The 11939-nt window shown below is 43.4% G+C and carries 13 protein-coding genes and 1 pseudogene; 10 read left to right on the top strand and 4 right to left on the bottom strand.

Annotation, left to right across the window (positions count from 1 at the left end; genetic code table 11):
* Window positions 1-29: 29 nt before the first annotated feature.
* Together QH73_RS01745 and QH73_RS01740 are read left to right on the top strand one after the other, a co-directional pair.
* Window positions 30-1001 carry an ROK family protein gene (locus QH73_RS01745; protein WP_039714992.1) on the top strand — a complete coding sequence of 324 codons (972 nt, stop codon included), beginning with the start codon at window positions 30-32 and terminating at the stop codon, window positions 999-1001.
* Window positions 1002-1111: 110 nt separating this feature from the next.
* Entirely contained in the window at window positions 1112-1921 is an 810-nt protein-coding gene (locus QH73_RS01740) for a creatininase family protein (protein ID WP_039714991.1), read from the top strand.
* 62 nt (window positions 1922-1983) lie between these two features.
* On the opposite strand, the gene QH73_RS01735 is transcribed toward QH73_RS01740, so the two are convergent.
* Together QH73_RS01735 and QH73_RS01730 are read right to left on the bottom strand one after the other, a co-directional pair.
* Window positions 1984-2850, bottom strand: a complete 867-nt coding sequence (locus QH73_RS01735; RefSeq protein ID WP_039714990.1) for a 6-carboxytetrahydropterin synthase — start codon at window positions 2848-2850, stop codon at window positions 1984-1986.
* Window positions 2851-3092: 242 nt separating this feature from the next.
* On the bottom strand, window positions 3093-3359 hold the full coding sequence (locus QH73_RS01730; RefSeq protein ID WP_132866479.1) for a hypothetical protein: 267 nt from the start codon (window positions 3357-3359) through the stop codon (window positions 3093-3095).
* 14 nt (window positions 3360-3373) lie between these two features.
* Between QH73_RS01730 and QH73_RS01725 the strand changes: the two genes are divergently transcribed.
* Both QH73_RS01725 and QH73_RS01720 read left to right on the top strand, forming a co-directional pair.
* A complete protein-coding gene (locus tag QH73_RS01725) occupies window positions 3374-4591 on the top strand; it encodes an MFS transporter (protein WP_039714989.1) in 1218 nt (405 codons plus the stop codon).
* A gap of 383 nt (window positions 4592-4974) precedes the next feature.
* Window positions 4975-5233, top strand: a pseudogene (locus tag QH73_RS01720) (hypothetical protein); the annotation flags it as partial.
* A 238-nt stretch (window positions 5234-5471) separates the two neighbouring features.
* Here QH73_RS01720 and QH73_RS01715 read toward each other — a convergent pair.
* A complete protein-coding gene (locus tag QH73_RS01715) occupies window positions 5472-6527 on the bottom strand; it encodes a potassium channel family protein (protein ID WP_039714988.1) in 1056 nt (351 codons plus the stop codon).
* Between the two features lie 495 nt (window positions 6528-7022).
* Here QH73_RS01715 and QH73_RS01710 point away from each other — a divergent pair, with 495 nt between their 5' ends.
* The 6 genes from QH73_RS01710 to QH73_RS01685 all read left to right on the top strand — a co-directional run bounded on the left by QH73_RS01710 (window position 7023) and on the right by QH73_RS01685 (window position 11505).
* Complete coding sequence (locus QH73_RS01710; RefSeq protein WP_132866477.1) at window positions 7023-7262, top strand: hypothetical protein; 240 nt, start codon at window positions 7023-7025, stop codon at window positions 7260-7262.
* Between the two features lie 68 nt (window positions 7263-7330).
* Window positions 7331-7558 (top strand): hypothetical protein, encoded by a 228-nt coding sequence (locus QH73_RS01705; RefSeq protein ID WP_039714987.1) that lies wholly within the window; start codon window positions 7331-7333, stop codon window positions 7556-7558.
* 303 nt (window positions 7559-7861) lie between these two features.
* On the top strand, window positions 7862-8518 hold the full coding sequence (locus QH73_RS01700) for a phosphoribosyltransferase (protein ID WP_039714986.1): 657 nt from the start codon (window positions 7862-7864) through the stop codon (window positions 8516-8518).
* Between the two features lie 128 nt (window positions 8519-8646).
* Complete coding sequence (locus QH73_RS01695) at window positions 8647-10698, top strand: FAD-dependent oxidoreductase (RefSeq protein ID WP_039714985.1); 2052 nt, start codon at window positions 8647-8649, stop codon at window positions 10696-10698.
* A gap of 172 nt (window positions 10699-10870) precedes the next feature.
* Window positions 10871-11164, top strand: a complete 294-nt coding sequence (gene clpS / locus QH73_RS01690; RefSeq protein WP_236146908.1) for an ATP-dependent Clp protease adapter ClpS — start codon at window positions 10871-10873, stop codon at window positions 11162-11164.
* Window positions 11165-11217: 53 nt separating this feature from the next.
* Complete coding sequence (locus QH73_RS01685; RefSeq protein WP_039714983.1) at window positions 11218-11505, top strand: DUF2103 domain-containing protein; 288 nt, start codon at window positions 11218-11220, stop codon at window positions 11503-11505.
* Between the two features lie 74 nt (window positions 11506-11579).
* Here QH73_RS01685 and QH73_RS01680 read toward each other — a convergent pair whose 3' ends face one another.
* Window positions 11580-11903, bottom strand: a complete 324-nt coding sequence (locus QH73_RS01680; RefSeq protein WP_039717311.1) for a hypothetical protein — start codon at window positions 11901-11903, stop codon at window positions 11580-11582.
* Between the last annotated feature and the right edge of the window lie 36 nt (window positions 11904-11939).

Genomic DNA, 11939 nt, shown 5'->3' with positions numbered 1-11939 from the left:
ACCAACTACCAACTACCAATTACCACTAAATGAAATTAATTCTGGCGCTAGATTTTGGTGGAACTAAACACGCGGCGGCGGTGGTAGCTTCAGGAGAAAAACACCAGCTGAGTGACAAAAAGGCTTTTTCGCCGCTAAATCCTCATGCTCAATCCGATCTAGAAATAATGTTTAGTTTGGCACGGAAACTGTTAGCAGGTAGACAACCATCGGCGATCGGTGTCAGCTTTGGTGGACCTGTAGATGCTGCAAGCGGTACAGTCAGACTATCGCACCACGTTAGCGGATGGGAGAATATGCCTTTACAGGAGATCCTAGAGCGAGAATTTGGCGCTCCTGCCAGTGTGGACAACGATGCTAATGTTGCAGCTTTGGGCGAACATCGCTATGGTGCGGGGATGGGTTATAACAGTTTGCTCTATATCACTGTCAGCACGGGTGTAGGTGGTGGCTGGATTCTCAACGATCGCCCTTGGCGGGGAATAGAAGGAATGGCAGGGGAAATTGGGCATATCGTCGTCGATCCCGCTGGACCTGTTTGTTTGTGCGGTAAGCGCGGATGTGTAGAAAGACTAGCTTCGGGTCCCTACATCGCCCAACAGACTAGAGATCGGTTAAACCTACATCCAGATAAAGGTAAGGTGCTGCGATCGCTTTGTCACGATAACCTTGATGAGATTACTGGACTGACAGTCAGTCAAGCCGCTACCCAAGGAGATGAAATTGCGATCGAGGCATTAGAAACAGCCGGTTGGGCTTTGGGAGTAACGATTGGCAACGTCGCCAACCTCATCAATCCCCAACGGTTTATTTTAGGTGGTAGCGTCACCAAAGCAGGCGATCGCTTTTGGAATGCTATCCATCGTGTAGCGCGAGCCACCGCATTACCCGAAGTCCACTTCGAGATCGTCCCCGCCGCCTTGGGAGATAAAGCACCACTTTGGGGCGCAGTCGCTTTAGCAGAAGATTTACTGGTTAGAGGAGCGAGGAGTGAGGAGTGAGGGCATAAGAAAGACAAGGAAGACAAGTCACAATTCAACCCCTACGCCCCACACCCTACACCCTACACCCTACACCCCATTCTTCACTGATAAATGATAACTGACAACTGATGCACGGTTACATTCCCCCTAACAGATTTTTTCCCTATCTTTCTTGGACTGACATTCAAAAGATGCCAGATAAAGAAAATGTTGTGATTATTCAACCTGTAGGAGCGATCGAACAACACGGTCCCCATTTACCGTTAATTGTAGATGCTGCAATTGGTACGGCAGTTTTAGGCAAGGCTTTGTTTCAATTAAGCGATCGCATTCCCGCTTATGCTCTACCACCCTTGTACTACGGTAAATCGAACGAACATTGGCATTTTCCTGGCACGATTACCCTAAGTGTGTCAACTTTACTTGCAACTTTAATTGAAGTTGCTGAAAGTATTTACCGTGCCGGATTTCGCAAATTCGTGTTGATGAATTCCCACGGTGGACAACCTCAAATTATGGAAATTGCTGCACGGGATTTGCACGTCAAATATGCAGACTTTCTCGTATTTCCACTTTTTACCTGGCGAGTTCCTCACATTGCCGGAGAGTTACTTTCCGATCGCGAGAAAGAGTTTGGTATCCATGCTGGTGATGCTGAAACCAGTGTGATGCTGTCGATTTTACCAGAACAAGTCAAAATGGAAGCCGCTGTGAAAGAATACCCTCACGGCTTACCTGAAAATAGTCTGCTTTCAATGGAAGGGAAATTACCTTTTGCTTGGGCAACCCGCGATCTGACGCAGACAGGAATTTTAGGCGATCCAACCATAGCGACAAAAGAAAAAGGCGATCGCATCCTTGCCTCTGTCGCTGATGGTTGGGTACAAGTCATTGCAGACATCTATGCCTTTCAGCAACCGCAAGCTTGGAAGCAGTAAACGGTTGTCAGTTATCAGTGTCTGAAAGGCTTTTTCCTTCTACCCTCTCCCTTCTGCCTTCTCTAAACTTCGGCTAACGCTGGCTCTCTAGTCGCGCTCTTGATTGAATCATCTGAAGTACAGTAGACTTCGCACGAATTATTTGGACTTTCAATCAACTTGACCTTGTGTAGTTCTGCACCTAACTCTCGCACTGGCTGTTGCAGTACATTTGAGATATACACGGCGATATTTTCTGCCGTAGGCACGACTTTGGCAAAGTAGGCAATATCTTTGTTGAGAAAAGTATGGTCGAGTGGTTCAATAACCAAATCTTCGATCGCTTGGTTCAATGCACTCAAATCTACAATCATGCCCGTACGAGGGTGAATTTCCCCCTTTACAGTCACTTCTAAGTGGTAATTATGACCGTGACCGTTAGGACGAGCGCATTTCCCGTAAATTTCGGTATTCTCTTGTTGGTTGAGATCGGGATGAGCTAACCGATGAGCGGCGCTAAAATGAGTGCTAATAGTTAAGTATGCTTCCATGCCATTTCCTTGATATTCTGCCCAAAGTTGAGGATGTTCAAATAACTGAATTTTGACTATCGGTAAGTGCGAGGCAAGCTTTTGCCAGATGACACGGGCGATATTTTCCGTTGTTGGCAGTGTTTGCTGAAATTCTTGCCAAACGTCATTGAGATAGGAAAAATCTAGCTGGCTAGTCACTTCTCGCTTTATTACGTGCTTGACATCAGACAGGTTTAACACCATGCCATATTCATCTAACTCTCCGAGAAGAGAAACAAACAAGACGTAGTTGTGTCCGTGACCTGGAAAGCGGGAACATAAGCCAAATTGTTGCTGGTTCTCTGTTTCGCTCAGCTCTGGCAACCAATAGCGATGGCTGGCGGAAAATTGAGCGCGGCGGTTAACTATACATTGCATGAGCGCACAGGGAGCAGTATGTAAAATTTCGTAAACTTAACACTTTTACTAGAATAGACCAATTGCTACCGCGATAGCAATGAGTTGGTAATTGGTGATTGGTAGTTGGTAGTTGGTAGTTGGTAGTTGTAATTAAAGTAAATGATAGTAATTTCAATTTTCGGTTCAATAATTTGAGTAATATGAGTCGATTTATTACTTTTTAGTTTTCTAGAAAGTTATTTTTTGGAAAAACATTCAACTCATTCATTAAATGAAATACTTTTTATAGCCATGAGAGAAAAGAGGGAAGACGGTATATCTAAAGAATAAAGTTGCGATCGCCCACAAGAGAAATAGCCTTGTTGATAGATCGACTTTAACAATTGAGCATCAAAATCTCGATCGCTACCAAATTTTTTCCACAAAATAGTGCATCTAGCCGGAAAAAGCTTTGGTGAGTTTGTGTCTTTAAATATTGTAGGTGGTTGAATTTTAGGTGGTTGAATTTTATCTAACGACTGAGACACAAAGGATATAGAGCATGGAGAAACAGGAGGAAGAGCTGTCCGTACAAGTATTGTGGTTGCAAGTATGGGGATTGGCAGGATTGCAAGGAGCGATCGCGCTAACTTGGTTAATTTATAGCGTGTATTTGCCCAAATTGCTGACAGAATTTAACTTTCCAACTCTAGTTGCTACTGCTCTACTCGTAGTTGAAAACGGATTGGCAATGGTACTAGAACCCTTAATGGGAGGCTTGTCCGATCGCGATAAACAGCAGTTTGGTAGCCGTTTTCCGCTCATAGCAGCAGGGATCGTTCTAGCATCAACTCTTTTCATAGCGATTCCAACTGTGGTTATTTTTGGCAAGGGTGTAGGCGAATTTCGTTGGGTATCGATCGCGGTATCGATAGCTTGGGCTTTAGCAATGACAGTATTTCGCAGCCCAGCTATCTCTTTACTAAGAAATTATGCCCCTCCAGAGGGATTAGTGCTAGCTAATAGTTTGTTAGTTCTCGTAGCCGGATTATTGACAGCTTTTAGACCAGTTGCTCACAATTTAGCGTTAAATTTAAATACTATTTTTGCTTTTGCGATTGGTTCGTTTTCATTGCTAGGTGCGGCAGCTATTTTAAGATATGTCAATTTGCCAGAAACGTTGGCAAGGGCAAATTTAACTGCTAGAGCAGCTATAGAACAAAAAAGCACAGACATTCCACCGCTCAAAATCGCTTTGAGTTTAATTTTTTTAAGTGGGATGGCGATCGCTTGGGGAACACAGTTTTTGACAGCTACTCTGTCCAAAATGCTGATGCTACGACTAGAAATAAATAACGTGAATTGGTTGATGGTAGGAGTAGGAATTATGCTGGCACTTGCAGCTCCGCCAACTGCCGACTGGACGCTACGGATAGATAATCGACGTGCTATGTGCGTAGGTGCGATCGCAACTACTATCTTGCTACAAATTGCAGTATTTATTCCCAGTTGGTTGACTTTGATTCTTGCCATTCTCGGGTTACTAGTTGCTTTTAATCTCGTGCTGAATGGTGCAATTCCTTTTGTGCTAATGTTAGTACCACCGCATCAAGCCGGAATTGGCGTAGGGATGTATTTTGGTGGCATAGCTGGGGCAGAAAGTCTGTCGGGATTGCTCCTTCCCTCAGAACAAAGCGTTATCCCTTATGTAGGAGCCATTGGTGGTGCAATCGCTTTTCTGTGCTTGGCTGCCTGCGTAAGAGTTAGCAGCAGGTGGTGAATCTAAAGTTTTTTCAATATTCATAAATTCTTTGTTTGAAAACATATAGTTTCGCCAGCAATTTTTTATAATGTTAGTAATAAATTTGAAACAATCTTTTCATTCAAACGCCTCGCTTTAGTAAACACTCAAGTTTGTGGGGTAACAATTTAGTTTGGCTATAATTTTAGTTTGACTATAAGTTGGTAAGGTATCATCCTAGTTTGGAAAAACATTTGCTAGCAAAGCGGTACGAAGTACGGATAACTTATTTGAATACTCCTCAAGCTTGACGAACAACTGAAATAATTCCTCACTTAAAAGGAGAATTTTATGGTTGGCTTCAACTTGAAAAAATCCGGTCAAAAAACATTTAAAAAATCTTCGACAAAGACAGCTAAAATATACCAGCCATTCGAGAGCGAAATTTTAACTGTTAATCCAGGCGATCGCATCGCTAAAGAGCCGCAGACATTAGTAGAAAAAGCTCAACAAATGGCTGTAGATGCACCTGATATTACAGGTGACTGGATTCAGGTTCCAACTTATTTTATTTTTGAATATCCAAATGGCGAAAAAAAAGCATTGCATCACGTCAAAGATGCTCAAGAAATTTCTGATGCGATTCGCCTAGCTCGATTTGAAGAGGATGAAAATCTAATTGTAGAGCCACACAAACCGCATAATGTTAACTTAATGCCTTTCATTCTGGTAGTGCTGGTGGTTGTATTTACTATTCCTGTACTAATCGGAATATTTTAGATAGTAGGTTATAAGTTAATACAATTCAGATAAGACGATCCCCCCAACCCCCCTTAAAAAGGGGGGCATTGTTCCCCCCTTTTTAAGGGGGGCTAGGGGGGATCTTCGCGGATCGATCGCTTAACTGAACCGTATTGGGTTATAAGTCTACTACTAAATAATTGCTGAGGGTTGTTAACAGGGGTTGCCATTTGCGCCGCAAAGCAACGTATAAATCTGCACCTGCTTCTCGATCTGTTGTTGTTTCTATACCCTCAGCACTCAATCTTTCTAGTGCATCATAATATCTTTTTCGCCAGACTAACTCCATTTGGCGATCGCATTTTATCCGGTGTTTGGGTAGAATCGATTGAGATAGTTCGGAGAGAATATGTGTACTGCCACCCCACAATTCTGCTACTGCTGTAGAGTGTAATAGAGAACGATATTTTTCAGCATTCAATGCGCTTTTAATCAGGGTTGCCGTGTCTATTGCTAAGAGTATGACTCGCGGTAGGGTGTAATACGTTTCACGAAACCGGAAATAAATTAGTACTGGATAGGAATGTTGTAGCTCTAGTAACTCAATCAAATCTCTCGCCATATTAGAAAGATCCTGCTGAATCCCACTGAGTTCGCCGCTAGCTCCCAGTCTTGCTAATAACTCCGCTGCATCCCCCTTGCCATCAGTGCGATGGTATAAGCTGAGAGCAAATGTATTGCGGGTAATCAAAGCATTATAAACTGAGAGTAAGTAGGTAATTGTAATTGTAAAACTAGAAAATCCCAGCGCTGCTTCTAATAAAGTTAGTAATCGATAAGTAGCTGTTTTTGGAACTAGATCGCCTGTGCCTAGTGTAGTGAGAGAGAACCCACTATAGTAGAGTGCGGTAATGAAATCAGTAGGCGTTTGCCCTTCGCTAGCCTGAATCGCAGAACCTAATTCTGGCAAAATAATTAAAGCAAAACCACTTATAAGCGCAGCCGCCCATACAGCTAAAATAGCAACTATCATCATAGAGCCACTATGAGCAAGTAGGCGATCGCTTTTACTAGGGATTATCTGCGTTAATAGGCGAAACAAACACCATATACCTCTGTTCAAAGGCATACTAATGATACTGCTACCAAGGCGATGGAAAAGTACAGTTAGGTAAATATCTAAAAGAGTTAAAAAGATTATTCCCGCACCAGTTAATTTTAATAATAAATCCATTCTCTATTGCTTCTATCAACTCTTGCTGCTATTAGTTGTTTGTAACTAACCGTACTGCATTTTACAGTATTTCACTCTGAATGCACTCTTTCGGAAGGATTAAATTTGCGGGTTAAAAGAGAGATATAAATACACCAAACTTTTTAGACAGGGCATCGTAACTCTAAAATCAAATTATTCGATCGCCGATCTAGTTAACTATTTTCATACAGTTTGTCTAGAGTTTAATTGTTGAGTAAGGTTGCCAAATAATAAGAAGTGTTATCGAATTAACGTGTTACTAAAGCATAAAACTCATCCTTTCGGCTACGTTCTTGTGTTGATATTTTTGAACTAGAGATAGAGTGAGATTGGCTTTCATTTGAATTAGAACTAACAATATAAGTTTTGTAAGAGTAACTCCTAACTTTTTTGCCAAATATTTTATAAATTTGCCAAAGTTTTAGTTACAAGGGTTACAGAACAGGAATTTTTATCAGTCAGGAGGATATAGGAATGGCTGGTCAAATGTGTTGGTTTTCTAGTTTAGGTGCTGATAGCGAAAAGGTTTTATATCTACGGCGATCGCCAGATAAACCTTGGAAACCTTATACGAGTTGTCCTGAATATTCGGTTCCCGACTACAAAATAGATGGTGGCTCAAAAGGATGGGCAACTTATCAGAAATTACATAAAGCGGGTTGGCAATTAATTCCTACAGCTCAAGCTCAGAGGACAAGTTTAGCAATCCGATAAACTCTGATATGAAGTCCGATCGCTGTCCGATTGAATAATTAAGAACTAACTGAGGAGATATTTATAACATGAACGGCAAACATTGGGTAGAAAAGCGCCAAGCGCTACCAAAATTTAGCCGCGATCGCGTAGTTCGATTTATCGGTGGTAGTGGCAAAATCAAGCAATATAAACATACTGCTGGAAGCTGGTCTTATACTGTTGAAATGGAGATGGGAACCCCGCCAGAAATGGGCAGAATAGGTTTTGAAACGACAGTCTTATTAGACGAAGCAGATATTCAGGGAGTATTGTAAAATTAGAGCTAGATTTCTTCCCTCGCTTATGGGTCGCGCTGAATTTTTTTCTGAGAGATCGCCTTAAAATAGAACGAGTTAGTTTTTGCTTGAAGGCAAGAAATTCATACTTTCGGTTAAAGACAAAACCACTTTCAGCCTTTTAGAGTGAAAATGCGATCGCAGAAGATTCATCGCGCTCGACCTAGCGCTAGAGTGGACAGCAAATACATAACGCAAAGAAAATGATGCATCTTGCGGCTGCGCGCAGAAATAAATAACTCCTAAGCTAATAAGTATGCAGCTTCGGGAGAGGAGAATGTTATGTTATTCCAAAATCGAACTACAGCAGGTCAAGCGCTAGCCGATCGGTTATTAGCCTATGCTAACCGTAGCGATGTCTTAGTACTAGGATTGCCTAGAGGTGGTGTACCAGTCGCCTTTGAGGTAGCACAAGCATTACACGCACCCTTAGATGTGTTTCTGGTACGTAAGTTGGGTGTCCCCGGGCAAGAAGAATTAGCAATGGGGGCGATCGCCTCTGGTAGTATAAAAGTGCTGAACTACGATATTATTGAAACGCTACACTTGTCTGAAGCAGAAATCGATCGCGTTACAGCCAGACAGCAACAGGAATTAGAGCGACGCGAACGGCTCTATCGGCAAAACCGTCCTTTTCCCCAATTACGCGATCGCACGGTCATTTTAGTAGATGATGGTCTAGCAACAGGCGCAACCATGCGGGCAGCTGTGAAAGCAATACAATTACAGCAACCTGCGGCAATTGTCGTTGCCGTGCCAGTTGCTTCTCCTGAAACCCAGCAAGAATTAGCCACTCAAGTTGATGAAATCGTCTGTGTAGAAACGCCCACACCTTTTTACAGTGTTGGTTCTTGGTACGCCGAATTCCCCCAAACTAGCGATACACAAGTGTGCGAACTGTTGCAACAAGCTGGCACAGTAGCTAGTAATGTATCGTAGTAATTTAATTGTTAGCTGAGCGATCGCTACCGACTTTACTTTCACTTACAAAAAACTTGTCACCTCAGTCGTGCAGTGCTAACGTCTATAAGCCAGTTAGCTTTTGGTAGCAAGCCAACTCCAAACTTATGCAGCGCAGACGCTTAGCGGCTTTTATCGGTCTTGTTTTAGCCTCCTTTACATCACCCCTCATCCCTTTTTCCGTCCTCTCCGCACCACCTAAAACCCCTAACCAAACGGTAGAGTGTGAAATTCTCGTTACAGGTGCAGGACTTGCTGGTGTCGCCACTGCATACGAGGGATTGTTAGCAGGACGGACTGTCTGCATGACCGAAATTACCGATTGGATGGGAGGGCAAATTTCGACTCAAGGAACTTCTGCCTTGGACGAACGCAGAACCCAACGGTTGCAGTTATTTTTCTCCCGTGGTTATTTAGAACTAAGAAAACGCATTGCCGATAAATATAATGGCAATTTAAACCCTGGTGATTGCTGGGTGAGCGATTCTTGCTTTCTCCCTCACGACGGTCACGAAATTCTTTACGATATGTTGCAGGATGCGGCAAAAAAGGGTGATGGCAAGCTGAAATGGTTTCCCGCTACTGTGGTGAAGGAACTGGAATTGAATCGCGCTGGATCGGCACAAACTATTCAAGGCGCGATCGCAATTCAACATCGTCCTGCTGCTGGCGCGCTACCTCTCAATACCCTACCTCTATCTCAAACAATTGAAGACTCCTATCGCTACGAAAATTCAGCTCGGTTGAATAAGGAAATTTTGCGGTTTGTACCTTTGGAAAGGAGCGAGGAGCGAGGGGTGAGGAGTGAGGGAGTATCTAAGTGGTATGTGGTGGATGCAACGGAGACGGGGGAGTTAATTGCTTTAGCGGATGTCCCCTATCGGCTTGGGATTGATGCCCGTTCTTATTTAGAACCTTCTGCCTCTAGCGGGACTAACGATCCCTACTGCACTCAAGGCTTTACTTATACTTTTGCGATGGAGGCAACTAAAGACCCTATAAGTCATGACATACCCCCATTTTACTCTCAGTATTCTGCTTACTATAGCTACGAACTGCCGCGCTTAGCAAGCTTTCCTTTAGTATTTACCTACCGTCGCATTTGGAGTCCGAAAGACGGCGAACCCATGTCATTCGGAGGGATTAATTTTGAAGCTCCCGTACCAGATGATATTTCAATGCAGAATTGGACGTGGGGCAACGATTACCGTCCTGGTACTGCTGCGGATAATTTAATCTATACTCGCGCTCAGTTACAGGCAAGCGGTCAACTGTTGCCCGGAAATTGGTTAGGGGGACTGAGAACAGAAAGCTTGCGTAAAGCAGAAGAACACGCGATCGGTTACTTTTACTGGTTGGTGACGGGTACAACCGATTCACAACTGGGGGACGGGGTAAAACAACCCCAACCGAACAATCGCTACTTATCTGGACTAGATTCACCGATGGGAACGGTACACGGCTTGTCCAAGTATCCTTATATGCGGGAAGGACGGCGGATTATTGGTAGACCGAGTTGGGGACAGCCAGAAGGCTTTACTGTATGGGAAATCGATATTTCTCGCCGCAACTACAATGACGATTACTACCGTCAGACTTTACCCCCCCAAATGTATCGCCGTTTGAAAATCGCTTTGGCAGGACTGGAAACCATCAATGCGATCGCGAGTACTCAGCCACCAGAAAAGATCGAGCGACGGACTCGTTCCACCATCTTTCCCGACTCAGTAGGGATCGGTCACTATGCGATCGACTTTCATCCCTGCATGACCAAAAGTCCCCCCGAACTTCCAGGAAACACCGAACGAGAAGGGGAACGCCAAGGTGCGGGTGAAGCCTATCCTTTCCAAATTCCCTTACGGGCAATGATTCCTCAAAAGATCGATAATTTACTCGTAGCTGGAAAAAGTATTGCTACCAGTCATATCGCCTCTGCTGCTTATCGGGTGCATTCCTTTGAATGGTCTGTAGGTGCAGCTGCCGGAACCACTGCTGCTTTTAGCTTAGAAAAAGCGATCGCGCCTTATCAACTCGTAGACGACTTACCCAGACGAGAACCCCTACTCGAACAACTGCAATATCGCCTCCAAGAAAATAACAATCCTACCGCTTTTCCAGATACATCGATTTTCAATCTCGATTGGGATGATTGGCGATAAACAGTTATCAGTTGTCAGTTATCAGTGACCAGTTATCAGCTAATTTCGACTTACGACTTACCATTACCCATTACCAACAACCAACCATTCCTTGTTATCTTGAAAGAATGTATTTTTGTGAAGTTCTGTCTGTCGTGCTATGAACAGGGTAGTTTCTACAACAGTTTACGGGATGGCGACAGCACCGACGATCGCCCCTGAGAAATCGTCTCAAGTCGTCAGTAAGCTATATCCTAATTACAAGGTAATCGTGTTGGATGACGATTTCAACACGTTTCAGCATGTAGCTGAGTGTTTGATGAAGTATATACCTGGTATGACGGGCGATCGCGCTTGGCAATTAACCAATCAAGTTCACTACGAAGGTCAGGCGATCGTTTGGGTAGGACCGCAAGAACAGGCAGAACTCTATCATCAGCAACTCCGACGTGCTGGCTTAACTATGGCTCCCCTAGAGACAGCTTAGGACAATAAATGATTAAATATTAAAATGAAATATTAAAACTTATTAACCTTATTATGGCTAATGTCAACGGTAGGCTGGTCTGGAATCACTCAACCCACATTCCAGGTTTAATTCCAGTGCTAGAACGCCTGACTCGCGTTGATGGGATTCAAACAATTACCCCTGGAGTCATTGGACGGGTAAAAGGTCACTCTCCCAAAATGCAAATACGTGTTTCCGTGCCGATTCGGGGTGGATTTAAACTCATAGCACGCCAAGGCAAGACCGTACAAGAAGTATTCATCCTGACGACTCTTAGCCAGGATGAACTAGTAACAGCAGTGACAAATGTTTTGAAATAGTATTGTTAGTTGACGGTTAACGGTTAACGGTTGACGGTTGACGGTTAACTGATAACTGACAACTGATAACTGATTTACTCTTCTACTTGTCGCACGGCAAATCGATGTAGGGGTAGACAAAGAATACAAGCAAAGGTAAGAAAGTAAGACAAAGCCGCAGTGAGTTTTAAACTCATTAACAAAACTTCCCAATCTGGTAAGGTAATTTTTTGTAATCCCAAACAAATACAGTAAAGCAGCCAGTAAGTAAAGCTCATCTGCAATAGATTTTGCTCCGCTTCTTCTAGCTCGTTTACCTCTGCTGAATTAGCTCCTGAAAGCAATAGCAGACCAGCAATACAGGCAATGGCAGATATAAAAGCGATCGCGTCTGAAAAGTTTAAATTTTGTATCTGCATATATGTATATCCAAAACTTTCAATTCCCATCAGTCT

Source organism: Scytonema millei VB511283 (assembly GCF_000817735.3).
Lineage (GTDB): Bacteria > Cyanobacteriota > Cyanobacteriia > Cyanobacteriales > Chroococcidiopsidaceae > Chroococcidiopsis > Chroococcidiopsis millei_B.
The sequence above is the reverse complement of the archived record's forward strand: the minus strand, read 5'-3'. Positions and strand labels throughout refer to the sequence as shown.

What these genes read in the sequence shown, in the direction of transcription:
- QH73_RS01745 (WP_039714992.1), top strand. Translation starts at nt 30, where the DNA reads ATGAAATTAATTCTGGCGCTAGATTTTGGTGGAACTAAACACGCGGCG.
- QH73_RS01740 (WP_039714991.1), top strand. Translation starts at nt 1,112, where the DNA reads ATGCACGGTTACATTCCCCCTAACAGATTTTTTCCCTATCTTTCTTGG.
- QH73_RS01735 (WP_039714990.1), bottom strand. Translation starts at nt 2,850, where the DNA reads ATGCAATGTATAGTTAACCGCCGCGCTCAATTTTCCGCCAGCCATCGC.
- QH73_RS01725 (WP_039714989.1), top strand. Translation starts at nt 3,374, where the DNA reads ATGGAGAAACAGGAGGAAGAGCTGTCCGTACAAGTATTGTGGTTGCAA.
- QH73_RS01715 (WP_039714988.1), bottom strand. Translation starts at nt 6,527, where the DNA reads ATGGATTTATTATTAAAATTAACTGGTGCGGGAATAATCTTTTTAACT.
- QH73_RS01710 (WP_132866477.1), top strand. Translation starts at nt 7,023, where the DNA reads ATGGCTGGTCAAATGTGTTGGTTTTCTAGTTTAGGTGCTGATAGCGAA.
- QH73_RS01705 (WP_039714987.1), top strand. Translation starts at nt 7,331, where the DNA reads ATGAACGGCAAACATTGGGTAGAAAAGCGCCAAGCGCTACCAAAATTT.
- QH73_RS01700 (WP_039714986.1), top strand. Translation starts at nt 7,862, where the DNA reads ATGTTATTCCAAAATCGAACTACAGCAGGTCAAGCGCTAGCCGATCGG.
- QH73_RS01695 (WP_039714985.1), top strand. Translation starts at nt 8,647, where the DNA reads ATGCAGCGCAGACGCTTAGCGGCTTTTATCGGTCTTGTTTTAGCCTCC.
- clpS (WP_236146908.1), top strand. Translation starts at nt 10,871, where the DNA reads ATGGCGACAGCACCGACGATCGCCCCTGAGAAATCGTCTCAAGTCGTC.
- QH73_RS01685 (WP_039714983.1), top strand. Translation starts at nt 11,218, where the DNA reads ATGGCTAATGTCAACGGTAGGCTGGTCTGGAATCACTCAACCCACATT.
- QH73_RS01680 (WP_039717311.1), bottom strand. Translation starts at nt 11,903, where the DNA reads ATGCAGATACAAAATTTAAACTTTTCAGACGCGATCGCTTTTATATCT.